The sequence below is a fragment of the Streptomyces sp. NBC_01465 genome, from assembly GCF_036227325.1.
Taxonomy (GTDB): Bacteria; Actinomycetota; Actinomycetes; order Streptomycetales; family Streptomycetaceae; genus Streptomyces.
Genome location: NZ_CP109467.1, coordinates 8,569,560 through 8,594,561, shown reverse-complemented (window position 1 = coordinate 8,594,561; position 25,002 = coordinate 8,569,560). Strand labels below are relative to the sequence as shown.

The following is a 25,002-nucleotide window of genomic DNA, read 5'->3' as shown; positions in this document are numbered from 1 at the left end:
CCCGGTGACCCAGGACGCCCCTCTTCCCGGCGAGCTGCCACCGAGCCTGCGCACAGCCCGGCGCATCGCCGTCGTCGGCAGCCCCGGAGCGGGAAAGACCACGCTGGCCCGGCAGTTGGCCGGCGTGACGGGCCTGCCGCTCGTCCACCTGGACGACCTGCACTGGCTGCCCGACTGGCGCCGCCCCGACCGTGCACGGTGGCAGCGGATCCAGGCCGAAGCGGCCGCAGCCGACCGGTGGATCATCGACGGCCACTACGAGAACGACCTCTCCATCCGGCTTCGGCACGCCGACGTCGCGGTCGTGGTCGACAGCGGCCGGCTCCGTTGCCTGTTGCGTGTGTTGTGGCGTGGGGGGCGGATCCGGACCGGCTCCCGGGAACTGCTGCCCCTCCGGATACGGCAACAGGCCAAGGACGGTGTGCGGGTCGCCGCGCACGCCGACCTGTCCCGCCTGGTGCGCACCGTCCTCGCGTACCGAATGGACCGCTGCCTGCGGACCGTCACCGCGGCGCGAACGCACGACGGATCCCCCCTCGCCGTCGTGGTGGTACGGCCGCACACCCCGACGCGTCGCCGCCTCGTGCGGCGCGCCGCACGGAGTCACTTCACGTTCACCGTCGTGGTCGCGACGCCCGCAGCATCATCCGCCGCACCGAAGGAGCCCGCCCCATGAAGGTACTTGTCGCCTGGCCGCCCCACGTTCCCAGCTACTTCAATGCCGGACATCACCTGCCCGTGTTCAGCATCGCCGCGTATCTGCGGGCGCAGGGACACGACGTACGGGCGCTCGATGCCGGAGCGCTCAACAACACATGGCGGGAATTCGGGCAGATACTCGTGGACCACCACTACGACGCGGTGGTCCTGGTCAACGATTTCGACGTGGTGGAGGGCATCCGCCGGGCCGCCGAATACACGCGGGCCCTGAGCCCCTCCACCTTCCTCATGACGGTGGGCAGACTCAGCTATCAGAACCCCGGCTACTTCCGCACCCTGCCGCTGGACGCGATCGGTGTCAGCGGCGACTACGAGTCGGGCGTGGCCCAGGCCCTGTCGCTCCTCGACGGCGACCGGGGACCGCGGCCCGGCGTGGAGGTCAGGAGCGAGGAGGGCTGGCTCCCCGCCGGCCCCGGGGAGCGCCTGCCGGTACAGGAGTGGGTGCTGCCCGACGTCACGGAGATCCCGTACGCGGCGTACGACAACCTGTACGCGGACGACAGCAACAAGTTCTGCGGACTCCCCGGCAGCCGTGAACTGGTCGTGCCCGTCGCCCGCGGCTGCCCCGTCAACTGCTCGTTCTGCGACGTCCCCGTCATGCAGGGTCTTGCCGAGCGCAGGATGTCCGTCGACCGCACGGTCGCCTACATCGAAGAGTCCTTCCGCAAACTGCCCTTCGAGTACGTGTCGTTCTACGCCCCGACCTTCACCCTGCAGAAGAAGTGGGTCCACGAACTGTGCGACAGGCTTCGCACCGGCAGCCGCCGCTACCCGTGGAAGTGCGCGACCACCCTGAACCACCTCGACGAACAGCTCGTCCGGGCAATGGGCGAAGCGGGCTGCGTACGGGTGAGCGTGGGCGTGGAGACCTTCGCCCCCACATCCGGCGGCGTACTGCCCCGCATCAAACAGGACGCCCGGGCCCGGTTCGAGCAGGTGCTGGAGTGGTGCCGGGCAGCCCGGATCGAACTGAACTGCTTTGTCATCGTGGGACTTCCGGGAACCTCTGCCGACGACGCCGCCGCGACCATCGCCCATATCGCCGCCGCGGGGGCACGCCCGAGGCCCACTCTGTACACCCCTTACGAGCAGATGACGGCCACGATGACCGAGCGTGAGCTGAGCGGGTTCAACCGGCAGACATTCGTCGACCCGGAGCCGGTCGCCGCCGGGGGCGACGATCCGGTCGACCATCTGCACCTGGTGTTCGGGCGCGACGGCTATGCGACGTCCAGCAGGAGCGCCGTCGGGCGGGTGGCGCGGCAGAGCGTGCTCACCACGCCATGAGCGGTCCCACGGCGCTGCGGCCACGACCCGTCAACCTCCGTCCGCTGGTGCCGGGCTGCGCACCGGGCCCAGGCCCGATGTTCCGGTCCGCAGCGGTACTGGCCACCTCACCGGAGGGTGTCGGGGCGGAGCTGGCATCCCTGCCTGCGGGGCGCTACCTGGACCTGCGTACCGAACGCGAAGTCCGGCGGGACGGGCCTCCCGACGGACTGCTGTCCTTGGGCTGGCGGTGGGTCCGGTTCCCCATCGACGACACGGGCAACGCCTACGGGACGGTGCGGATGCTCGAGCGCACGCGGCAGGCGGCCCGTCTGGCCTGGGCCGGCGGCCGCGCCGGCCCGCTGGTCGTCGCCTGCAGCCTGGGCAAGGACCGCACCGGGCGCGTCGCGGCGGTGGTCCAGCACTGGTACGGACTGCCTGCGGCGGCGCTGGTCGCCGACTACCTGTACAGCAACGTCGAGTTGACGCGCTCCAGGGACGAACTGCCCGAGCGCTGGAGAGCACCGGGAGCTGTCACCGAGGCGCACGAGCCCGATCTCGGCCGGCTCCTCGATCTGCTCCGCAACGACTCCACGTGGGCCGCGCCGTCCACCGCGGCCGGACAACACGGCTCCATGAAGACAGACGAGTGAAGAGAGACCTTCGGTGAGAATTTCGCAGGCGTCGGCCATGGCGCTTCCCCGTTCGACCGTGGACCGGGAGCAATGGCGCGATTTCGGCAGCGCCCTGGCAGGAATGCTGACAGCGGCCGGTGACGAGGGCCATGTGGTGCTGCCGGGGCTGCTGTCCCCCCTGCTGCCGCCGCAGGGCACACCCACGCCCGAGGCCTGGCAGCACGCGGATGCCTCCACCCCCGAACTCGACCACACCCTGCAGGTGATGGGGGAATCGCTGGGATCCGTACTGACCTGGAAGAACCAGCAGGACGGTGCCGTCGTCCACAACATCGTGCCCACCGCGGGCTCCGAGCTGTCGCAGACGGGCGCGGGCAGCGCCAGCGAGCTGGTCCTGCACACCGAGGACGCGTTCCACCCCGACCGGGCGGACCTGGTCGTCCTGGCGTGCGTGCGCAATCCCGGCCACGTGCCGACGCAATTGGCGAGTGTGCGCAATGTGACCCTGCCGCCGGAGCAATGGCTGCAGTTGGCACGGCGCGAAGTGGCCATAGCCGTCGACACTTCCTACGGGCAGCCGGCGGATGCGCACTCCACCGCGCCCGCCGTCGCGACGGTCTGGAACCGCGAGGACGGACGGGTACTGCGCTTCGACCCCGCCTACAGCGCCCTCCCCGACGACGAGGAGTTCCGGGCGGCCTACCGCTCGCTGGAGCAGGGCCTGGGCGCAGCCCGCAAGGACGTCGCCCTCGACCCCGGTGACGTGCTGGTCATCGACAACAACTGCGTCGTCCACGGCCGGTCGGCCTTCAGTCCCCGTTTCAACGGCCACGACCGATGGCTCAAACGTGTCCTCGTGGGCACCGGAGCGGAACGCCACCCGGCCGAACGCTGGGAGCCGGCGCACGAGCAGACACCCGTGGTGGCCTCCAGGACCGGAGGCACGTCATGACCCCCTTGGACGATCTCCTTCCGTACGACGTGGCAGCATTCCTCAAGCGCCCCGCGCCCGAGCAGTTTCCCGGCCGCCGCCCGCAGCAGCACCGCTTCGACGCCCCGGGGGGCACCTTGGTGCACGCCGCCGTCGGCGATGCCATGAGCGCCTATCTGCGCGGTGGTGAAGTGGCCAACGACGGAGGGGCGTTCCCGCAGAGCCGTTACACCGACGCACTCGCGGAGTGGGCACACTCGGAGGTACTGCAACTCCTGGGGGCCGAGTCCGGCAGCACGGTGTTCGGCGCCAACATGACCACTCTCACCGCACTGTTCGTCCGAGCCGTAGGGCCGACGCTGCGTCCCGGGGACGAGATCGTCTGCACGGGGCTGGACCATGAGGCCAACCGGCAGCCGTGGGGCACCCTCGCCGATTCCGCGGGCGCCCGGATCCGGATCGCCGAACCGCGCTCCGACGGCGAGCTGGACACCGAGGAGCTGATCGCCCAACTGGGGCCGCGCACCCGGTGGGTGGCGGTGACCGCGGCGTCCAACGCACTCGGCGTCGTCCCCGATCTGCGGGCGATCACGCAGGCTGCCCACGCGGTCGGTGCGCGGGTCTTCGTCGACGCGGTACAGGCAACGGCACACCAGCGGGTCGACGTGGCCGCCATCGGATGCGACGCGGTCGTCACCTCCGCCTACAAGTGGTACGGCCCGCACCTGAGCGTGCTGTGGCTGTCCGAGGGGCTCTCCCCCGACCTGCTGCACCTGGCCGAGCAAGTGCCGAGCGCAGGGACCACCGGTGGCGCGCAGCTGACCCTCGGCACACAGAACCACGAGGGAATCGTCGGTCTGGCCACTGCGGCGTACGTCCTGCGCACCTGGCCCTTCGAGGCCATCCATGCCGAGGAGCAGCGGTTGTTGCGGCTGCTCGTCGACGGTCTGCGCGCCCGCCCCGGAGTACGCCTCCTCGCCGATCCGACGACCGCCGCACGCCGTGTCCCCCTGGTCGCCTTCCAGCTCGTGGACCAGCCCGTGCACCGTACGGCTCGCGAACTGGCAGAGCAGCACATCAGCGTGTGGCACGGCTCTTTCTACGCCTCCACGGCACTGCGCGCCGTCGCCCCTGCCCGGCCCGAAGCCGTGCGCGCGGGCATCGCCGCCTACACCACACAGGATGACGTGCAGGCTCTCCTGGCAGGCATCGACTCGTGTCTGTGACGCGGAGCGGCATGCCTGCCGCCGCCCGGGCCTGGGCATCCGATCTCACCCGGCTGTGGTCGGGCCGGGCGCTGGTCCTCCTCGTCGAACGCCTCGGCGCTACGACGGATGCGCTGCTCAAGGAGGCGACGGCGGTCGGTGCCCGCGTACTCGGAGTCGTGGCCGCCCACGGAACCGGCGCCGGCGGTGCGGTGCCCGTCTTCCGGGTGCTGGGCGGGGCCGACTTCGATCGTGTGGCCTACGCCCGGGCGTTGGCGTCGCCGTCACCGCAGCTGCGCGAGTGGTTCGACCATGTCGACCCCGACAACCGTGCGCTCGTCCTCGGGACCAATCAGACGGAGTCCATCACGGTGTGCGGCCGTCCCGTGCACGGACGCAGGCTTCCGGCGTGGGCCGTGTGGGAGGACAAGACCCTCATCCACCACCTGTGGGAGGAGGCCGGTGTCGCGACAGCGCCCTCCCATGTGACCTCCCTGGACGGGGAACGGATCCGCGCCCGTGCGCAGGACGTGGACACGGGTGCCGGAGTGGTGCTGGCCATGGATTCGAGTACGGGCCACCGTGGAGACTCCCACGGCCTGGCCTGGCTGCACCATGCCGAACAGATCGCGCCGACACTGCACACCTGGCAGGGCCTCACCCACAAGGTGCGGGTGGCGCCCTTCATGCCCGGGGTGCCCTACAGCGTGCTGGGCATGGTGACGGCGTCCGGTGTCGCCGTCTTCGACCCCATGGAGATCGTCACTCTGAGGTCGGACAAGGACCGGCGGTTTCTCTTCTGCGGCTCGTCCACGGCCTGGCGTCCCGCGCGCGACGTCGTCGACTCCATCCGTGGGCAGGCCCGGAGGGTCGGCAGCGTGCTCGCGGGCCGCAACGGCTACCGCGGCATGTTCAGCGTCGACGGCATCAGCACCGCGGACGGCTGTTTCCCCACCGAGGTGAACCCGCGCCAGGCGTCCGGCCTCGGCCTGCGGGCCGCCTGGCCGGACTTCCCCCTCTATCTCTTCAACCGGGCCGTCCAGTCGCAGGCTCCGGCGTTCGAGTCCCTCGACCCGGCCACCGTCGAGCACCTCGTCCGGCAGGCCACGGGAACCTGCCCCTCGCTGTCGGTACGCCTGCGGCTGCCCACAGGGGCTGCCACGTCGCGCCGTGGCGGAGTCCGCACGTACCACTTCGCCGGCACGACCCACTGGGCCGAATGGGACGCCGCGGACGACGTGTTGACCCTGCGGGCCGTGGGCGGCGATGCGGGGACGGACGCGACGGCCGGTCCCCTTCTCGCACGGCTCGGCAGGACCTTCGGCCTGGACCTGCACAGCCACGACACCCGTCCGGTGCTGGAGCGCTCATCACTCCTCAGGAGGAACATGCGATGAATTCGATCATCAGGCGGCTGGAGCCCACGACCCAGGCCGGCGCCGCGCTGTGTGCGGCGGTCGACGCCGGCGGCGGGTTCCTGGCAGCCAGGGCAAGAGAACACGACCTGCACGGCACGTTCGCCGCCACCAGCGTCGACCACCTGCGGGAACTGGGCGTGTTCGGCGCCTGTGCCCCCGTGGAGCACGGCGGCCACGACCTGTACGCGCTCTACGACGTGACCCTTCTGGTGAGCCGCATCGCCGCCCATGACGCCTCGCTCGCGACGGCTGTGTCCATGCATCTGGCGCTGTCGTGGTACTTCGCGCGCTCCGTTCGATGTGCACGGCCGGACCAGGCGGCCACGCTCCCGGAGGCACGCTGGCTGGAGGCCCTGGGCCGGGAAGGCATGCTCGTCGCCTCCACCGTGGCCGAACCCGGTGTGCCCGCCTGGAAACCGGAGACCGAGGCCACCGATGACGGCTCGGGATGGGCTGTGCGCGGCCGTAAGGCGATGGTCTCGCTCTCGCCTGCGGCCACTCACCTGTACACCCGGATGAAGGTGCTCACACCGACCGGGCCGATGCTCGCAAGCGCCATGATCCCGGTGAAGTCGGCCGGAGTCACCGTGATCGACGACTGGGACGGACTGGGGCTGAGGGGCTCCGGAAGCGGTCGCGTCGTCTTCGACGACGTCCATCTCGACCGGGACGCCCTGCGCATCCGCGGGTCCTGGGGAGAGCGGGAGCCTGCGGGTTTCGAGGGCCGTGCTGCGTCCTCCGCGCCTCTCGCCGGAATCTATCTGGGCATAGCCGAAGCCGCGGCCGCGACGGCAGTGCGGCGGTACGCGACGATCAGCACCCCCTCCGCGGGAATGCAGGGTCAGATGGCCGACCTCCGCCTGGCGCTCGCCACGCTGCGCGGAACGCTCCACACGGCCCTGGGCGAACTCGGTGAGGGTCTCGGCGCCCGAGCCCCCCGCACCATCGACGCCGAGGAAGGCAGCCGGCTGCTCGAGGCGTGTGTCCTGGCCTCCATGGTCACCGAGCAGCAGGCCGCCGTCGTCGTGGATCGCGCCATGCAGATCTGCGGGGGCAGGTCGTTCACCGCGGGAAGCGAACTGGCACGGATGTACCGGGACGTACGAGCCGCCGGGTTCATGCGGCCGTACGCGCCGCCGGAGGAATGGGTTGACTTCATCGCGCGCACCGCGACGACCGTTGGGGAGAAGTAATGGAGAAGCGGACTGTCACGGTTCGGGGGTTCGACGTCGAACCGGCGGAGATCGAGCGGGCGTTGGAGGCCTGGCCCCTGTGTGCGGAAGCCGCGGTGCTGCCGCGTCGGTCTGCCGATGGCCCACCCGTACTGGCAGGGTACGTCGTCCTGACGCAGCAGCCCGCGCCGTCTTCGTGGGCTGCCGAACTCGCAGCGTTCTTGCGGGAGATGCTCCCCGCGCACATGATTCCGACGGCCTGCTTCGCGGTGGAGCGGTTGCCCCGTACGGCGAGCGGTGAGATCGATGCCGCGGCTCTGCCGGTTCCGGACGTCCCCGAGAACTCCGTGTCCGCGCCGGAAGCCCTGCTGGCCGGGGTGGTGACCCAGCTGATCGGCCATCTCCGGGCACCGCTGGGGCCGGACGACGACTACTTCCTGCTCGGCCTGGACTCCGTGGGCGTGATCCAGATCCTGGCGCTGGTCGACGTGTGGACCGGTCACGAAGTGGACATTGCCCAGATGTTCGAGATCAGTACGGTGCGTCAACTGCGGGAATTCCTCGACTCCTTCGCCCCGGACTGGTTCCGTGCCGCAGCGGAGCTGAACCCGCAGGGGGCCCTGCGATGACACCGGCTGTCGGCACGGACCACCGTACGGAATCGGCTTCGTGGGTCCCGCGTTTCATCGCTCTCGACCTCGACGGGACGATCGTCGACCGGCAGGGGCATGTCTCCCGCCCGGTCATAGAGGTCTTGCGGGAAGCTTCGGCGCAGGGCTGGGTGGTGACACTGGCCACCGGACGCTCATGGGCCCGCACCGTCAAAGTGCTCGACGCCCATCCGGATCTGAGCTGGCACTGGGTGGTGTGCAGCAACGGCGCCGAATTGCGCGAGCGGGGGTCGGCAGAGCCGGTCATGACGCGCGGCGTCGGCTGCGACGCCTCGGTGGCCGCGTTGAAGGACACGGTCTCCGATCTGATCGTGGTGGCCGAGCACGTCTCCGGTACGTATCTGACGACCCATGTGCTGCCCGCAGGGGAATTCGACGGGCCACAGCAGCAGACCAGTTGGTCCGAGCTGGCCGTCACCCGCTGCATACGGTGGTTCCTCACCTCGCAGACCGCCAGTTGTGAACAGTTCGAGTCGTCTCTGGGCCACTCGGACGCGTACGACCGCCTCGTCTACCGGCTGCGGGAACGTACGTGGGCCGACCTCCAGGCGGCGAACGTCTCCAAGGCGGACACGCTCGAGCAACTGCGCCGGCGGGTCGGCGTCGGCATCGACCGCACGCTCTGCGTCGGCGACAGCTGGAACGACATCGGCATGCTCTCGTGGGCCGCCGTGGGGGCGGCCACCGAGGATGCCCCCGAAGAGGTCACTTCTGTGGCCGACCTCCTCATCCCGACCTGCACCGAGGACGGGGTGGCCCAGCTGCTGCGGCGCTACCTCGACCGGGCGGCCTCTCTCTCGCTCTGACACACCGTCGCGGCCCATCGGTCCCTCGACAGGAAGTGACCTTCCATGCAGATCAGTTCACTGAATCCCGCAACCGGCGAAATCCTGGAGGAGTTCGCGAACACCGGCCCCGCCGACGTGGAGCGCGCGGTCGCACGGGCCGCGCGTGCCCAGACGTCATGGGCGAAGGACAAGACGGCCAGGAAACAGGGCATCAAGGATCTCGGGGCCGTACTCAGTGACCGTGCCGGAGAGATCGCCGCACTGATCACACTCGAGACCGGCAAGGTGACGGCGGATGCCGAAGCCGAGGTCGCCGAGGTGATCGACGCCGTGGACCACTACCTCGCCTGCCTCGAGGAGACGACCGCGCGCCCCATCGCCGTACCCGCCGATGTCTTCCCGGCCACGGACGTGTCGTACGAAGCAAGGCCGGTGGGCGTCATCGGCATGATCATGCCGTGGAACTTCCCCTTCTACACGCCGATGATGTGCCTCATTCCCTGCCTGCTCGCGGGCAACGCGGCGGTCCTCAAACCGTCGGAGTACGCCACCCTGTGCGGCCGCCTCATCCTCGAACTGACGGAGGCTGCCGGTCTGCCGCAGGACCTGGTCCAGCTCGTTCCCGGAGACGGCGACACCGGGCAGGCGCTCGTACGGTCGCACGTGGACAGGGTGTTCTTCGTCGGATCACGCACCACGGGGCGCAGCGTCGTCGCCCACGCCGGGCTGACGCCAGTCCACTACGAGCTGGGGGGAAACAGTGCGGCGGTCGTGCTCTCCGACGCCGACCTCGACCTCACCGCAGCGGCCATCGCCTGGGGAGCCGCGTACCACTCCGGGCAGGACTGCGCGGCCGTCAAGCGCGTCTACGCGGAAGCAGGGGTGGCAGAGGCCCTGATCGACCGGCTCGCCGCCGTCCTGGGCACGCTCACGCCCGGCGTGGACTACGGCCCCTACATTCGCCGCCCCTTCCTCGACTTGGCCCAGAGGCGGACCGCGGACGCGGTCGCGTCGGGCAGCCGGCTGGTGACCGGGGGCCAGCGGCTTTCCGAGCCTCACCCGAACGGCAACTGGCTCGCGCCCGCGCTCGTCGAACTCCACGCCGACACCGTGCCCCTCGTCATGGAGGAGACCTTCGGCAACGTGATCCCGGTACTCGCCGTCCCGGACGCCGACTCCGCCGTGCGCCACGCGAATTCCTCGCGCCAGTCGCTCTCGGCCTCCGTGTTCACCTCCGACACCGGGCGCGCACGGTCCCTGGCCGAGGAGCTGGAAGCCGCGATGGTGTTCGTCAACGACCCGTTCGTGAACCTCCCAGGAGCCGACCACTGGACCGGCTGGAACGACTCCGGAAGCGGATCCATGGAGTCGAGGTGGCAGCAGTGCCACCGCAAACGCGTGCTCTCGGTCCACTCCTCGAGCCGCCCCCGCGACTTCTGGTTCGGGGGCGCGGGCACATGAGCGAGCGCACATCCGGGACACCACGCAGGCCCTCGTCGCGGGCCGCACTCACCAAAGTCTGGAAGCCGTCACCGGCACCTGCCGCCAGGGGCTACGCCTTTGCGCACGCCGGAGCAGGAGCTCTGAAACTACGGTCCCTGGCCCTGGCCGCGCCGGACTGGATGGAGATCGTCGCCATCCGACTGCCCGGCCGGGAGGGACGTCTGCACGAACCGCCCCTGGTCGACCTCGACCATGCGGTGGGAACCGTCGGGCACGCGATCGCGGCAGCGGACGACGGCGGATGCCCGATCTTCTTGTTCGGCGCCTGCGCGGGCGCCGTCCTCGCATTCGAGACCGCAACCCTCCTTGCGCGCGAAGGGCGTGCCGCGGGCCTGATCGTCACCTCGCGCAGTGCTCCGCACCTGCCGGTGGCTGCCGCACCGCCGGACGACGAGACCGCGCTCGAGGAACTGGTGGCCCTGGGCGGGATCCCGTCCGCGCTCCTCTCCTCGCCGCCGGCGCTCGCCCTGCTGACGTCCGCGCTCAGGGCCGACCAGAAGTTGGTGGACGGCTACCACAGGCCCGCGCAGGCGCGTTGCCACCTTCCGGTCCTCGCCCTGTACGGAGCCGACGATCCCCTGCTGTCCGCGGAGCAGCTGCAACCGTGGCAGGAGCACACCACGGCGGTCACCCAGGTGACCGAGGTGCCGGGCGGACACTTCCTCCTCGACGACTCGCCGCAGCAACTGGCCGCGGCGATCGGTGCGTTCACCGCACCCCTGCTGTCCGGAGCCGGTGCCCGCAGAACCACCGGTGATCATCAAGAACGTCTCTCCGCGACCCGCGGCACCCCAAGGAGCTCCTGACGATGAGGACCATCTCCCACGCCCCCGCGCAGACCGTGGACACCCTGCTGCGTGAGACCTGGTCGGCCGCGGGGGACCGTATCGCCGTGGAATCGGAGGACGTCACCCTTTCGTACGCCGAACTGCTCGACGCAGTGGACCGATTCGCCGCCGCGCTCACCCGCAACGGCGTCCGCCGCGAGCAGCGCGTGGCCATCCTTCTGGACCGCTCGGCCGACCTGGTCGTCGCACAACTGGCGGTCGTCTTCGCCGGAGGAACTCAGCTGGCAATCGACCCCGACGACCCGGACGAGCGGGTTCTCTTCATGGTCGAGGACAGCCGACCGGCGGTCGTGATCACCTCCGGCGCCCACCGTTCCCGCATCGGAGACCCGCCCTGCCCGGTGCTGCTGATCGAAGAACTCGACACCTCCGAACCAGCCCCCGCCGGCCCGCTCCCGGGGCGGAACACCGCGGACACCACGGCCTACGCGATCTACACTTCCGGTTCGACCGGCCGCCCCAAAGCGTCACTGGTCCCCCACCGGGCTCTCGTCAGCCGGCTGCGGTGGCTGCAACGGACCTACGGCCTCACCCCCTCCGACCGCGTTCTGTACAAGACAGCGTGCGGGTTCGACGTCTCCGTCGCCGAGCTCTACTGGCCGTTGTCCGCCGGCGCCCAGCTGGTTGTCGCGGCACCCGGCGGCCAGCGCGACCCGGACTATCTGGCGGACGCCGTTCTCCACCGGGGAATCACCACCCTGCACTTCGTACCCTCGCTGCTGGATCTCTTCCTCAACTGCCGTCCCCCTCACGAGCAGTACCCCGGACTCCGGCTCCTGCTGGCCGGCGGTGAAGCGCTCTCACCCGACCTCGTGCGCCGCTTCCATGCCAGGACCCCGGCCGCGCTGCACAACATGTACGGGCCCAGCGAATGCGCCGTCTACACGACATCCTGGGAATGCCCGCGCGACCCTGCGCCGGACCTGGTGCTCATCGGCTCGGCGGTCGACGACACGGAACTCCTCGTCCTCGACGGCATGGGCCGGGAGGTGCCGCCGGGCGAGACCGGGGAGCTGTACATAGGCGGCGCCGGGTTGGCACGCGCCTATCTCAACCGGCCCGCGCTGACCGCCGAGCGCTTCGTCCCTCACCCGCAGAAGGGCAACGGCCACCGGCTGTACCGGTCCGGCGACCTGGTGCGCGAACACCACGACGGCGGCATGGAGTTCATGGGGCGAAGCGACACCCAGGTCAAGGTCCGGGGCAACCGGGTCGAGCCGGACGAAGTGCGGAACGCACTGCTCCAACTGCCCGGCGTCGCGCAGGCTGCGGTCATCGCGGTCACCGAGGGGGAACGCACCGAGCTGGCCGGCTTCTTCGTCCCGGCGGACGACGTCCGTCCGGCCGTGGACGCCCTGCGAGCGGCACTGCGCAAGATCCTGCCCGGCTACATGGTGCCTGCCACCCTGACCTCTCTCGACGTACTCCCCCTGACATCCAACGGGAAGCTGGACCGCGCCGCTCTCGCGCAGCTGACACGGGACCTGATCGCCGCGGCCGCGTGCCTGCCCGACGCGCCCGAGACGGTCGGCGACCCTCCGCAGGGCCAGTGGGAAGAGGCGATCGCCGAGGTCTGGCAGGAAGTGCTCGCGGCCCCGCCGCTCGGGCGCGAGGACGACTTCTTCGACGTGGGCGGAGACTCACTGACCGCCGTCACGGCAAGTCAACGCCTCGGCCACCGGCTCGGCCACCGCATACCGCTGGAGATGATCTACGAAGAGTCGACCGTCCGGTACTACGCCGAAGACCTCGCAGCGCTGCTCGCGGGCGAAGCGGTCGCGGACGGCCGGGCCGGCTGACCGACGGCCGTAGGGAAAGGTAAAGGACCACCCACAATGCCGCATACACCACGCATAGTTGTCGTCTACGATCTCAGCGCCGCGAGTCCTGTCGACATCGTCTCAGGCCTCCAGCCGCTGGCCGACATCACCTTCGCAGTCAACCCCTCACCCTTCACCCTGCCGCTGCTGCCCCACCTCGAAGAGCTCGCGGACGTCGTGATGCTGGGCGAGCCGGACAGTCTTCAGCTGCTGAAGGCCTCATCGCCCGACGCCGTCGTGACCTTCAGCGACCGGGTCGTGCGCGCGACCGCACAGCTGGCGGAGGAACTCGGGCTCCCCTACCACTCCCGCGCATGCGCGCAGTTGCTGACCGACAAGTACCTCCAGCGCAAGCGGCTCTTCGAACAGGGCGTCGGAACCACCAGAAGCGCCCTGGTGGCAAAGGCTTCGCAGCTGTCCGAGGCAGTGAGACGCGTCGGCCTGCCCGCGGTTCTCAAACCCGTACACGGGGAGGCGAGCCGCAACACGTACAAGATCGAGGACGAAGCCACGGCGCGCCTGCTCGTCGAAGACCTGCTCCGCGAGCGGAATCCGGCCGACGAACCGCCCCTGGCAGCAGGTACGGAGACCGAGCTCGTCCTCGAATCGTTCATCCCCGGCAAGGAGACCGCTCCGTTCGCCGACTACGTCTCGGTCGAGAGCGTCGTCAGCCACGGAGCGGTGTCGCACCTCGCCGTCACCGGCAAGTTCCGCCAGCCCCCACCGTTTCGCGAAGTCGGACAGTTCTGGCCGGCACTGCTCGATCCCGGCAGCAAGGCGGACGTCATCGACCTCACCGACCGGGCCATTGCCGCGCTCGGTGTCCGGACCGGCGTGCTGCACACCGAGATCAAGCTCAGCGAGCACGGTCCCGAGGTCATCGAGGTCAACGGCCGGCTCGGCGGCATGATCGACAAACTGTGCTCCACCGCCACCGGCGTCAACCTCATCGAAGCAGCCGGTCGGCTCGCGCTCGGGGAACACCTCGCGATGGCTGAACTCGCCCTCGACAGCGTGACGTTCCAGCACTGCACGCTGACGCCGACCGAGGGCTTTCGCCTCGAACGCGTCCACGGAGCGGGCACAGTCCGCCGAACCCTCGGAATCAGTGCCTACCGTGCGCGCGTGGGCGCCGGAAAGGAACTCGGGGCGAGCGTCGGAACGCGCTACCTGGACTACCTGTGCGGCACCGCGCCCGACCACGAGGCCATGCTCGAACTGCTCGACCGCGTCCTGCACGAGCTCTCGTTCACCTTCACGCTCGCTTCGGGGCGCACGACTCTGACCGCGTGGGACCTGACCGCAGGGTGAGCCGTGCGGGGCTTCCGACGGCGCGACCAAGGACGTGGGACTGCTCGCGCCCGGCGGATACGCCGACGCCGCCGCCCAGGACACGTTCTGCCAGAACTCCACCTGCGCGATCTCGAAGGTCTACCGGCAACGGACACATGGATGCCGTCTCCATCGCCACCACCTGCTACTTCGCCCCGTGCACGGGGTCGGGTCCCTGGGTCGAGGCGGACCTGGGGAACGGCATGTTCCAGGGAGCCAACGGCTCCAACACCGCCAACCTCGCCAACAGCACCCCGTACGTCACAGCGATGCTGAAGAACAACGGGGGCCCTGCCCAACCGCGGTGGCTACCAGCCGATGCAGCAGGAGGGCGGCATCACCGCTGTGGGTTATTCGGGCCAGAACCAAAGTCGAGCTCTGGGACTGCAACGGGTCCGCCGCCCAGAAATCCAAGCTGAACTGACGACGCCGTACCGGACCTTCTCCTTGTGACACCGGGAACACCGCAGGCAGAAGGTCCGACACCGAGTGGAATCAGCCGCTGCGGGCACACGTCCACAGGATGTCCGCAGATGAGAAAAGAGCCACCGTGTCCGTTTCCTCCCACCCCTTCGACAAGGAAAGCCGCCGCGACCGCACGACCGGCCTGCTCCTGAGGCTCCGTACTCAGCTGCGCAAGACCGCTGCCTCTCTGTGGAACGACAACATCTCCGACTACGCCGCCGCTCTCACCTACTACGCGGTGCTCGCGCTGGTCCCGGCCCTCCTCGTCACCGTTTCGGCCATCGGCCTCGCCGCACCCCAGGCGACCGGCCGGCTCATCGACGACCTCACCTCCTACGCGCCGGCGGAGTCCGCGAGCGCGCTGCGCGGCGCGCTGCGGGAGATGACACAGGACCGGTCCACGGTGTGGGTGCTGGTGGTGACCGGCAGCGTGAGCGCGCTGTGGTCCGCGTCCAGCTACCTGGCGGTCTTCCGCCGAGCCCTGCACGCCATGCACCGCATGCCGGACGCCCGCCCCGCGCTGCGCACTGCCCACACGATCGTGCTCACGGCGACGCTGCTGCTGGTCCTGCTCGTGACCGGTTCGGCCGCGATCGTCGCATCGGGCCCGCTGGCACGCCGGGCCGACGTGCTGGGAGGGAACGAAAGCGCGGCGATGCTGAGTGGGCTGCGGTGGCCGGCGATGCTGTGCGTCGTCGTCGTGCTGCTCATGGTGCTCTTCCGTACGGGCCCATCCCAGGCCCGCGGTATCCGCCGGGGACTGCCGGGAGGGGTGCTCGCGGTGCTGCTGTGGTCGATTGCGACGGCGGGCTTCGCGCTCTACTCGGACACCTTCGGGTCCTACAGCCGCCTGTACGGCTCACTCGCCGGGACGGTGGTCTTTCTCGTCTGGCTGTGGCTCACCAATCTTTCGCTGCTCGCGGGCGCTCAGTTCAATGCCGTGCTGAACCGTCGACCGCAGTGACACTTGCTGCCTCCTTTCTTCACCATTCCTTCGCAGGGGAGAGTCCGTGTCCCGCCGGCGGGACACGGAAAGCCACCGCCCAGGCTCGTGCCCCCCGCAATGACTCGCCGCCGGTTCTGCGGCCTTAGCCGCTGCGGCGGATTCCTGGAACCAATCTTCAGCGGCCGGACCGGAATTGCGCGCACCCGGCGATATCTCTCGTTGCGCCCGTCAGCATGGCTCTGATCTGGGAGAACTGCCGCCCGGTTCCGCACACCATTTGATTCCCGAGCCGATTGGTATGGGAAGGGCCGAAATCCACCCCCCGCAGCTCAACAAGATGACCGTGTAGGAGTAGCTTCAATGATTCCTTTGTCCTTCGCTCAGCGTCGGTTGTGGTTCCTGCACCGTCTGGAGGGGCCGTCCGCGACGTACAATATTCCGTTCGTGCTGCGCCTGGACGGGCTGCTGGACACCGCGGCCCTGGCGGCGGCGGTGACGGATGTCGTCACCCGGCACGAGAGCCTGCGCACGCTGCTGGTCGAGAACGCGGACGGCACGCCGGAGCAGCGGATCCTTCCGGCCGAAGAGGCAGAGATCCCGTTCCGGGTGGTCGACGCGGCCGCCGACACCGTGGACGCGGCGATGAGCGAGTTCGTGGACCTGGGGTTCGCGCTGGACAGCGATCTGCCTTTGCGTACGCGGGTGTTCCGCGTGGGGCAGCAAGAGCATGTACTGGTCTTCGTCTTCCACCATGTCGCCTCGGACGGGGCGTCGATGGGCCCGTTCATGCGGGATCTGCTGACCGCGTACGCCGCACGGCAGAAGGGTGGGGCGCCGGGCTGGGAACCCCTTTCCGTGCAGTACAAGGACTACACGGTGTGGCAGCGCCAGATGCTCGGTGACGAGGACGACGCAGAGAGCATCGTGGCGGAGCAACTCGACTTCTGGCGAGGCGAGTTGGCCGGTGTTCCACAGCCGGTACAACTGCCGCTGGACCGGCCCCGGCCCACGCTCGCCAGCCACCGCGGGGGCCATGTCGACCTGGAGCTGGAGCCCGAGCTGGTCGCCGGGATCGGAAAGCTGGCTGGGGAGTGCGGGGGTACTGCGCCAATGGTGGCGCAGGCTGCTCTGGCTGTGCTGCTGCACCACTTCGGTGCGGGCAACGATCTGACGATCGGCAGTCCGATCGAAGGTCGGGGCGACGAGCAGTTGGAGGACCTGATCGGGTTCTTCGCCAACACCTGGGTGCTGCGGGTCGACCTGTCGCAGAACCCGACGTTCAGTGATCTGCTGCTGCAGGTACGCAACCGGGCGCTCGGTGCGTACGACAACCAGGACGTGCCCTTCGAGCACCTGGTGGACCTGCTCAACCCGGATCGCACGACGGCCTATCAGCCGCTGTTCCAGGTGATGCTGGCCTGGCAGTTCGCCTGGTCGCAGATCGAGGTCCCGGGCCTGGAGGTCACTCCTGTTCCGCTGGGCACCGAGACCGCCAAGTTCGACCTCTTCTTCAACATCGTCCCGGACCCGTCCGGGCGCGCGTACGGGCGTCTGGAGTACGCGACCGAGCTCTTCGACCACACCACCGCCGTCAGCCTGGTCGAGCGGTACGTCCGCGTCCTGCGCCAGGTCGTCGCCGACCCCAAAACGCGACTGGGCGCGGTGGACGTCCTCACGCGTGCCGAACACGACGGCCTGACGCAGCTGAACGCGACGGCCTCGAACGTGCAGGCTGGGTCGGTGCCCGAGCTGGTCGCCGCGCAGGCGGCACGCGACCCCGAGGCGACGGCTGTCGTGTGCGGTCAGGCGTCCTTGACCTACGGGGAGCTCGACGCCCGGTCGGGCCGATTGGCCGCCGTGCTGCGCGAGCGCGGGGTGGGCCCCGACGTCCTGGTGGCTGTCGCGCTGCCACGCTCGGCCGACCTCGTCGTCGCCCTCCTCGCCGTGCTGAAAGCGGGCGGCGCCTATCTGCCGATCGATCCCGGCTTCCCGTCCGCGCGCGTGGATCTGTTATTGAGCACCGCTGATCCGGCTCTGGTACTCACCGACCGCAACACGGCGCAGACCGTGGCCGGTTGTCTGCCTCCCGTCGTGCATCTGGACGCCCTGGAGCTGGACGGGCCCGCACCGGAGGCCCCTGATGCCCGCATCGAGCAGGACAATCTCGCCTACGTGATGTTCACGTCCGGCTCGACCGGCACGCCCAAGGGCGTCGCCATCACCCACGCCAGTGTCGTCAACGGCGTGCAGGACCTGCGCCGGCGGACCGGAGTCGAGGCGGGATCGCGGATGCTGGCCGCGACGTCGGTCAACTTCGACGTCTCCGTCTTCGAGATCTTCACCGCACTGACCGCCGGTGCCAGCGTCGAGATCGTCCGCGACGTCCTGGAACTCGGCGAACGCGAACAGTGGTCGGGCACCACCATCAGCGCCGTCCCGTCGGTGTTCTCCGCCTTGCTCAATGATCCGGGATCTGTCGACCTCGATGTGGAGACGGTCGTCTTCGCCGGCGAGGCGCTCTCCTCCGACCTGGTCCGCAAGGTGCACGAGGCTCTTCCCGGAACCCGGGTGATGAACGCCTACGGCCAGACGGAGAGCTTCTACGCCGCCGCCTTCACCGTCCCCGAACCGTGGTCCGAGTCCGGTGCCGTGCCGGTCGGAACGCCTCTCGCCAATATGCGGGCCTACGTTCTGGGTCCTGAGCTCGCACCGGTTCCGCAGGGAGTGATCGGCGAGCTGTACGTCGCCGGCCGTATCGCCCGCGGCTACTACCGAAACGGCGCAGCCACCGCTGAGCGCTTCGTCGCCTGCCCCTTCGGCGAACCCGGAACCCGGATGTACCGCACCGGAGACCTGGCCCAGTGGGACAGGAACGGACAGCTCAAGTACGCGGGACGGGCCGACCACCAGGTCAAGGTCAACGGCATCCGCGTCGAGCCCACCGAGATCGAAACGGTCCTGGCCCAGCATCCGGCGATCAGCCGGGCCGCGGTCACGGTCTGCGAGGACCCGTCCGGCACGATGCGTCTCGTCGGCTATGTCGCACCGGTGGGTTCCGGTGCCGGAGACGGCGACGTCGCTCTGGACGCCAGTGTCTCGGTGGCGGATCTACGGCGCTTCGTGGCCAAGCGGCTGCCCGACTACATGGTGCCCGCCCAACTCGTCGTCCTCGACGAACTGCCCCTGACCGCGAGCGGGAAGCTGGACCGGGCGGCGCTGCCCGAGCCCGAGTTCGCCGGGGCAGAGTACCGGGCGCCGCGGGGCGAGACGGAGAAGGTTCTGGCCGCGGTGTACGCCGATGTACTGAGCACCGAGCAGGTGGGCGTCGACGACGACTTCTTCGCTGCCGGCGGCGACAGCATCCGCTCCATCCAGGTCGTCGCCCGCGCCAAGGCACGCGGCGTCGTCGTCAGTACGCGCGAGATCTTCGAGCACCGTACGGTCGCCCGCCTCGCGGAGCTGGTCGAGGGCCGGGCCGAGGAAGAGCGGGTCGTCCTGGCCGAGCTCCCCGGTGGCGGCGTCGGCTGGGCACCACTGCCACCGACGGCGGCGCACGTACTCGCCCTGGGCGGCGGCATCGGCCGGTTCTGCATGTCCGCACTGCTGACCCTGCCCGCCGACATCGACCGCACCGGACTGGTCGCCACCCTGCAGGCGGTACTGGACCGGCACGATGTGCTGCGCGCCCGCCTCGACCGGGAGCGCCCGGGCCTACGGATGGAGCCGGTCGGCAGCGTGGACGTGGATGCTCTGGTGCGGGAAGTCGCGTACGACGGGGCGGATGCACAGGCTGAGCTGGATGCGGCCGCCGACCGCCTCGACCCGGACGCGGGCGTCATGGCGCAGTTCGTCCGGTTCACCTCCGACACCGAGGCCGACCGGCTGCTCATCGTGCTCCACCACCTGGTCGTCGACGGGGTCTCCTGGCGGATCCTCGTACCGGACCTGGTGTCCGCCTGGAAGCAGATCAGTAGCGGGCGCACCGCCGAGCCGGTGCAGCCCGGAACCTCGTTGCGGCGCTGGGTACATGCTCTGTCGGACGAGGCGACCCGCCCCGAGCGCGTGGCGGAACTGCCGCTCTGGCAGCAGATCCTCGCCGACGACGAACCCGTACTGGGCGCTCGGGAAGTGGACCCGTCGCGCGATGTCACGGCCACCGTCGACACCGTCCGCATCCGGATACCCGCCGACGTCACCGGCACCCTCCTCAACACACTGCCCACCGTGTTCCGCGGCGGCGTCGACGACGGTCTCCTCACCGGTCTCGCACTGGCCGTGGCGGGCTGGCGCCACGCCCGTGGCGTCCCCGGGGCCTCTACGCTCGTCCGGCTCGAGGGACACGGCCGGGAGGACCATCTGGTGCCCGGCGCGGACCTCTCCGGCACCATCGGCTGGTTCACCGCGATGTACCCCGTCCGTCTCGACCTGGCAGGCATCGACGTTGCCGACGCCCTAGCCGGAGGCCCCGCCGCCGGGAAGGCGATCAAGGCCGTCAAGGAACAGCTCCGGGCGATTCCCGACAACGGAATGGGCTACGGCCTGCTGCGCCACCTCAACACCCGGACCGCCGAAGCCCTTTCAGGGGCCGGCCGCCCGCAGATCGGCTTCAACTACCTCGGCAAGGCCTCCGCCGCCGACATCCCCGAGGAACTCCGCGGCCTGGGCTGGGCCCCCGACACCACCCACCCCGACCTGATCGCAGCACCCGACGCAGACATGCCGGTGCTCTCCGCACTGGAGATCAACGCGGTGGCCACCGACACCGGCAACGGTGACGAACTGACCGCCTACTTCGGCTTCCCCACCGGCATCCTCACCCGCGAAGAGGTCACCGAACTGGCCGGACTCTGGGTCCAGGCACTCACCGCCCTCGCCGACCACGCCACCACCCCGGACGCCGGCGGGCTGACGCCCAGCGACGCTCCCTTGATCCCCGTGGTGCAGCACGAGATCGAGGCCTGGGAGACCCGCTTCGGCAAGCTGACAAAGATCTGGCCCGCGACCCCCGCCCAGTCCGGACTGCTGTTCCACACCATGCTGGTCGGGTCGTCCTTCAACGCCTACCACATGCAGTTGGTGTTCCATCTGTCCGGCGAGGTCGACCCGGGGCGGATGCACCGGGCCGGGCAGGCTCTCCTCGACAGGCTACCCGCGCTGCGCGCCGCGTTCGTCGACCGGGCCGACGGCGACGTGGTGCAGCTCGTACCCGAGACTGTGGCCCTGCCCTGGCAGCATCTCGACCTGACCGCGGTCGACGAACCCGAGCGCACCGAGCAGTTCGAGCGGTTCCTCGAGCAGGACCGGACCGCCCACTTCGCGATGGAGACCCCGCCGCTGATCCGGCTGACGCTCGTCACCCTCGAGCCCGGCCGCGCGGAACTCGTACTGACCGCCCATCACATCCTGTTCGACGGCTGGTCCACGCCTCTGCTCATGCGGGATCTGCTCCTGCTGTACGCATCCGACGGCGACGCCTCCGGCCTGCCCCCGAGCCGCGACTACGACGACTTCCTCGCCCTGCACGCCGCCCAGGACCACGAGGAGTCCGCGCGGGCCTGGGCGACCGAGCTCGAAGGCTTCGAGGAGCCCACGCTGCTCGTACCGGACACGGAGTCCCGGCACGCCGCCGCGGGCATCGGAAACCTGGAGATCGCCTTCGAGGACAAGCACGGCCTCTCCCGCCGAGCCGCACAGCTCGGTGTCACGCTCAACACCCTTCTGCAGGGCGCCTGGGCCGTCCTGCTCGCCAACCTCACCGGGCGTTCCGACATCGTGTTCGGTGCGATCGTCTCCGGGCGACCGCCTGCGGTGAAGGACGTCGACGACATGGTCGGGCTGTTCATCAACACCATCCCCGTCCGGGTCAGCTGCGATCCGCAGGCCACCTTCTCGGATCTGATCACCGAGCTGCAGAACCGGCAGGCCGCTCTCCTCGACCATCACCAGCACAGCCTCGCGGAGATCCAGCAGGCCACCGGTCTGAACACCCTCTTCGACACGATGGTCGTATTCGAGTCGTTCCCCGTCGACCGGGAAGCCCTCGGCGAGGCCAACTCCTCGGCCGGTGTCGCCATCACCGGGCTGCGCCCGTTCGCGGGCTCGCACTACCCGGTGATGCTGGCCGCCGCGGCGGACCCGCAGCTCCAGCTCGCCCTCCAGTACCAGCAGGACCTGCTGGACCAGGGCGCGGCGACGGACATCGTCGACCGGTTCGTACGCGTGCTGCGTCATGTGGTCGCCGATCCGTCGGTGCCCCTCGGCGCGATCGACGTGCTCGGTGCGGACGAGCGGGACTGGCTGATGCGGGGGGTCAACAACACCGCCCGTCCGGTGACCGTGGACACGCTGCCGGGAGCCTTCGAGGCGCAGGCGGAGCGGACCCCGGACGCGGTCGCACTGATCGGCGAGAGCGAGACGCTGAGCTACGGGGAGTTCAACCGGCGCGCCAACCAACTGGCGCACTGGCTGGCCGAACAGGGCGCAGGACCCGAGCAGTTGATCGCGGTGAAGATCCCCCGCTCGGTGGAGCTGATGGTGGCCATCTACGCGGTGGTCAAGGCCGGCGCCGCGTACGTGCCGATCGACCCGGAGCAGCCCGAGGACCGCGTACGGCACGTACTGGACAGCGCGAAGCCCCTGCTGATCCTCGACGAACAGCTTCCCGACGTAGCGGGGTATCCGGAGACGGATCCCCAGCGGACTCTGGTGGCGGACAATGCCGCGTACGTCATCTTCACCTCGGGTTCCACCGGCGGCCCCAAGGGCGTCCCGGTGTCGCACAGGTCGATCATGAACCGGCTGAAGTGGGGCCTGGCGCAATTCGGCGTCACCGACCAGGACCGGGTGATGCTGTCCACGACGGCGAGCTTCGACGTATCGGTGCCGGAGCTGTTCGGACCGCTGCAGGTGGGTGCGACCGTCGTCATCGCCCGACCGGACGGGCGCCGCGACCCCGCCTATCTGGCGGAACTGATCCAGCGCGAGCAGGTCACCGGAGCGGACTTCGTACCGTCCCTGCTGGAGGCGTTCGTCGCCGAGCCCTCGGCGAGGGGGTGCACCAGCCTGCGGTGGATCGAGGTCGGAGGAGAGGCGTTCCCACCCGCACTGGCCAACCGCTTCGTCGAACTGCTGCCGCAGTGCTCCGCCAACAACATGTACGGCCCCACCGAAGCCGCGGTCGAAGTCACCGCCTCCCAGTACGTCCCCGGAGCGGACCGCCTCCCGATCGGCGCACCGGTCTGGAACACCCAGGTGTACGTACTCGACGGCGCACTCCGTCCCGTCGCACCCGGAGTCACCGGCGAGCTGTACCTGGCCGGAGTACAGCTCGCGAGGGGCTACTTGGGGCAGACCGCGATGACCGCGCACCGGTTCGTCGCGTCCCCCTTCGGCGAGCCGGGATCCCGCATGTACCGCACCGGTGACGTCGCGCGCTGGGGCAAGGACGGCCAGGTCGAGTACATCGGCCGCTCCGACCACCAGGTCAAGGTCCGCGGATTCCGCATCGAGCTCGGCGAGATCGAACAAGCCCTCACCGCGCACCCCGGAGTGGTGCAGGCGGCCGTCGTGGTACGCGAGGACCAGAAGGGCGATCAACGCCTCGTGGCCTACGTCGCGCCCGACCCGGAAGCCGCGGTGGCCGATGCCGTCGCACAGGTCGACGAATGGCGCGACGTCTACGACGACACCTACGCCGAGGCCGGCGCCGAAACCCTCGGCGAGGACTTCCAGGGCTGGAACTCCACCTACACCGGCGAGCCGATCCCGCTCGAGCAGATGACCGAGTGGCAGGACGCGGCGGTGGCCCAGGTGCTGCGGTTCGCTCCCCGGCGGGTGCTGGAGATCGGGGTGGGCTCCGGCCTGCTCCTCGCGAAGATCGTCGACAAGGTCGACGAGTACTGGGGCACCGACCTCTCCCCCACCGTCGTCGACCGCGTACGGCAGCAGGCGGACCAGGCCGGCCACGGGAAGCGGGTCCGGCTCAGCGCCCAGGCGGCGGACGACATCACAGGGCTGCCCCGGGGCGGGTTCGACACCGTACTGCTCAACTCGGTGGCGCAGTACTTCCCGAGCATCGACTACCTGGGCCAGGTGATGCACCAGGCCATGGAGCTCCTCGCGCCGGGCGGACGCCTCGTCCTCGGAGACATCCGCAACGCCGCCACCCACCGGATCCTGACGACCGCGGTGCAGCGAGCGACCCATCCCCATGCGTCTCATGACGAGCTACGGGCGCTGGTGGAGCAGGCGCTGCTCGCGGAACGGGAACTGGTGGTCGGACCGGACTGGTTCACCGAGTGGGCGCGTGACAACGCCTGTGCCGTGGACATCCGGCTCAAGTCGGGGCAGGCGCACAACGAACTGACCCGCCACCGCTACGAAGTCGTCCTGCACAAGCAGCCGTCCGATGTCCTCGACCTGGCCGCAGTGCCGTCGGTGACCTGGGGCCGGGAGGTGTCCGCCCTCGCTCAGCTGCACCGCCACCTCGAGAAGGCGGGCGACAGCCCGGTGCGCATCACTGGGATACCCAACGCGCGACTGGTGGAGGAGGCCGCGGCGGCTTCCACCGGCGTACGCGGTACGGCCGACCCCTCCGGCAAGCCGCTCGACCCGGACGAGGTCGCCGTGTGGGCGCGGGAGCAGGGCCGGAACGCGGTGCTCACGTGGTCGGGCGACGCCGTGCACGGCTTCGACGCGGTCCTCCTGCCCGAACAGGCCGTCGGCCGGCGAGCTCTCACCGGAGGCTTCGTTCCCGGCACGGCGGCCGGACGGATCCGGGCGAACGCCCCCGCTCTCTCCAAGGTGATCGGGCCCCTGCTGGCCGAGCTGCCCGAGTTCCTGCGGACGCGTCTGCCGGACTACATGGTTCCGGCCGCGGTCGTCCCGCTGTCGCGCCTGCCCCTCAACCAGGCGGGCAAGATCGACCGACGGGCGCTGCCCGCGAAGCACACCACCACCGTGAGCAGCCGCAAGCCGCGCAACTCCAAGGAAGAGACGCTCTGCGCACTCTTCGGCGAGTTGGTCGGCCTGCCACGCGTCGGCATCGACGACGACTTCTTCGAACTCGGCGGACACTCGCTCCTGGCCACCCGCCTGATCAACCGCGCCCGCGCCGAGGCGGGCATGGAGATACCGCTCCGCAAGCTCTTCGACCTGCGGACGGTGGCCGCGCTCGTGGAATGGTCCGAGGAGTCGGCCGCTCCCCTCCGGCCGGCTCTGCGCAGGATGGTCGCAGCGGAGTAGAGCCAGGGAATCTCGTACGTGGGCGGCACCGTCGCGTGT

16 protein-coding genes and 1 pseudogene are annotated in these 25,002 nt (G+C 69.8%); all 17 read left to right on the top strand.

Annotated elements, in window-relative coordinates; all coding sequences use genetic code 11:
* The first annotated feature begins 4 nt into the window (after positions 1 to 4).
* The 17 genes and pseudogenes from OG707_RS39815 (at position 5) to OG707_RS39740 (ending at position 24,963) form a co-directional block, all read left to right on the top strand.
* Positions 5 to 676, top strand: a complete 672-nt coding sequence (locus OG707_RS39815; protein WP_329126883.1) for a hypothetical protein — start codon at positions 5 to 7, stop codon at positions 674 to 676.
* Positions 673 to 2,007: a B12-binding domain-containing radical SAM protein gene (locus tag OG707_RS39810; protein WP_329126881.1), complete on the top strand. Its 1,335-nt coding sequence runs from the start codon at positions 673 to 675 to the stop codon at positions 2,005 to 2,007. The genes OG707_RS39815 and OG707_RS39810 overlap by 4 nt, the downstream gene beginning before the upstream one ends.
* The gene (locus tag OG707_RS39805) at positions 2,004 to 2,639 is read left to right on the top strand and encodes a tyrosine-protein phosphatase (protein WP_329126879.1); all 636 of its coding nucleotides are present in this window, start codon (positions 2,004 to 2,006) and stop codon (positions 2,637 to 2,639) included. The genes OG707_RS39810 and OG707_RS39805 overlap by 4 nt, the downstream gene beginning before the upstream one ends.
* Positions 2,640 to 2,676: 37 nt before the next feature.
* A complete protein-coding gene (locus tag OG707_RS39800; protein ID WP_329126877.1) occupies positions 2,677 to 3,573 on the top strand; it encodes a TauD/TfdA family dioxygenase in 897 nt (298 codons plus the stop codon).
* On the top strand, positions 3,570 to 4,778 hold the full coding sequence (locus OG707_RS39795; protein ID WP_329126875.1) for an aminotransferase class V-fold PLP-dependent enzyme: 1,209 nt from the start codon (positions 3,570 to 3,572) through the stop codon (positions 4,776 to 4,778). Before OG707_RS39800 ends, OG707_RS39795 begins: the two co-directional genes overlap by 4 nt.
* Positions 4,779 to 4,789: 11 nt before the next feature.
* Complete coding sequence (locus OG707_RS39790; protein ID WP_329126873.1) at positions 4,790 to 6,154, top strand: hypothetical protein; 1,365 nt, start codon at positions 4,790 to 4,792, stop codon at positions 6,152 to 6,154.
* Entirely contained in the window at positions 6,151 to 7,368 is a 1,218-nt protein-coding gene (locus OG707_RS39785) for an acyl-CoA dehydrogenase family protein (RefSeq protein ID WP_329126872.1), read from the top strand. Before OG707_RS39790 ends, OG707_RS39785 begins: the two co-directional genes overlap by 4 nt.
* Positions 7,368 to 7,976, top strand: a complete 609-nt coding sequence (locus OG707_RS39780; RefSeq protein ID WP_329126871.1) for an AMP-binding enzyme — start codon at positions 7,368 to 7,370, stop codon at positions 7,974 to 7,976. The genes OG707_RS39785 and OG707_RS39780 overlap by 1 nt, the downstream gene beginning before the upstream one ends.
* Entirely contained in the window at positions 7,973 to 8,824 is an 852-nt protein-coding gene (locus OG707_RS39775) for an HAD family hydrolase (protein ID WP_329126870.1), read from the top strand. Before OG707_RS39780 ends, OG707_RS39775 begins: the two co-directional genes overlap by 4 nt.
* Positions 8,825 to 8,869: 45 nt before the next feature.
* Positions 8,870 to 10,267 carry an aldehyde dehydrogenase family protein gene (locus OG707_RS39770; protein WP_329126868.1) on the top strand — a complete coding sequence of 466 codons (1,398 nt, stop codon included), beginning with the start codon at positions 8,870 to 8,872 and terminating at the stop codon, positions 10,265 to 10,267.
* Entirely contained in the window at positions 10,264 to 11,115 is an 852-nt protein-coding gene (locus OG707_RS39765; RefSeq protein ID WP_329126867.1) for a thioesterase II family protein, read from the top strand. Before OG707_RS39770 ends, OG707_RS39765 begins: the two co-directional genes overlap by 4 nt.
* 2 nt (positions 11,116 to 11,117) lie before the next feature.
* Positions 11,118 to 12,956 (top strand): non-ribosomal peptide synthetase, encoded by a 1,839-nt coding sequence (locus OG707_RS39760; protein WP_329126865.1) that lies wholly within the window; start codon positions 11,118 to 11,120, stop codon positions 12,954 to 12,956.
* 36 nt (positions 12,957 to 12,992) lie between these two features.
* Positions 12,993 to 14,288 carry an ATP-grasp domain-containing protein gene (locus tag OG707_RS39755; RefSeq protein ID WP_329126864.1) on the top strand — a complete coding sequence of 432 codons (1,296 nt, stop codon included), beginning with the start codon at positions 12,993 to 12,995 and terminating at the stop codon, positions 14,286 to 14,288.
* Between the two features lie 34 nt (positions 14,289 to 14,322).
* Positions 14,323 to 14,385 (top strand): annotated as a pseudogene (locus tag OG707_RS42490) (hypothetical protein); the annotation flags it as partial.
* A gap of 40 nt (positions 14,386 to 14,425) precedes the next feature.
* Complete coding sequence (locus OG707_RS39750; protein ID WP_443071453.1) at positions 14,426 to 14,728, top strand: arabinofuranosidase catalytic domain-containing protein; 303 nt, start codon at positions 14,426 to 14,428, stop codon at positions 14,726 to 14,728.
* A gap of 131 nt (positions 14,729 to 14,859) precedes the next feature.
* Positions 14,860 to 15,738, top strand: a complete 879-nt coding sequence (locus OG707_RS39745) for a YihY/virulence factor BrkB family protein (protein WP_443071452.1) — start codon at positions 14,860 to 14,862, stop codon at positions 15,736 to 15,738.
* A 342-nt stretch (positions 15,739 to 16,080) separates the two neighbouring features.
* The gene (locus OG707_RS39740) at positions 16,081 to 24,963 is read left to right on the top strand and encodes a non-ribosomal peptide synthetase (RefSeq protein WP_329126861.1); all 8,883 of its coding nucleotides are present in this window, start codon (positions 16,081 to 16,083) and stop codon (positions 24,961 to 24,963) included.
* The last annotated feature ends 39 nt before the right edge of the window (positions 24,964 to 25,002 follow it).

Coding starts and splice junctions, on each gene's coding strand:
- OG707_RS39805 (WP_329126879.1), top strand. CDS start 2,004: ATGAGCGGTCCCACGGCGCTGCGGCCACGACCCGTCAACCTCCGTCCG.
- OG707_RS39750 (WP_443071453.1), top strand. CDS start 14,426: ATGGATGCCGTCTCCATCGCCACCACCTGCTACTTCGCCCCGTGCACG.
- OG707_RS39740 (WP_329126861.1), top strand. CDS start 16,081: ATGATTCCTTTGTCCTTCGCTCAGCGTCGGTTGTGGTTCCTGCACCGT.
- OG707_RS39760 (WP_329126865.1), top strand. CDS start 11,118: ATGAGGACCATCTCCCACGCCCCCGCGCAGACCGTGGACACCCTGCTG.
- OG707_RS39765 (WP_329126867.1), top strand. CDS start 10,264: ATGAGCGAGCGCACATCCGGGACACCACGCAGGCCCTCGTCGCGGGCC.
- OG707_RS39785 (WP_329126872.1), top strand. CDS start 6,151: ATGAATTCGATCATCAGGCGGCTGGAGCCCACGACCCAGGCCGGCGCC.
- OG707_RS39780 (WP_329126871.1), top strand. CDS start 7,368: ATGGAGAAGCGGACTGTCACGGTTCGGGGGTTCGACGTCGAACCGGCG.
- OG707_RS39790 (WP_329126873.1), top strand. CDS start 4,790: ATGCCTGCCGCCGCCCGGGCCTGGGCATCCGATCTCACCCGGCTGTGG.
- OG707_RS39810 (WP_329126881.1), top strand. CDS start 673: ATGAAGGTACTTGTCGCCTGGCCGCCCCACGTTCCCAGCTACTTCAAT.
- OG707_RS39770 (WP_329126868.1), top strand. CDS start 8,870: ATGCAGATCAGTTCACTGAATCCCGCAACCGGCGAAATCCTGGAGGAG.
- OG707_RS39800 (WP_329126877.1), top strand. CDS start 2,677: ATGGCGCTTCCCCGTTCGACCGTGGACCGGGAGCAATGGCGCGATTTC.
- OG707_RS39755 (WP_329126864.1), top strand. CDS start 12,993: ATGCCGCATACACCACGCATAGTTGTCGTCTACGATCTCAGCGCCGCG.
- OG707_RS39795 (WP_329126875.1), top strand. CDS start 3,570: ATGACCCCCTTGGACGATCTCCTTCCGTACGACGTGGCAGCATTCCTC.
- OG707_RS39775 (WP_329126870.1), top strand. CDS start 7,973: ATGACACCGGCTGTCGGCACGGACCACCGTACGGAATCGGCTTCGTGG.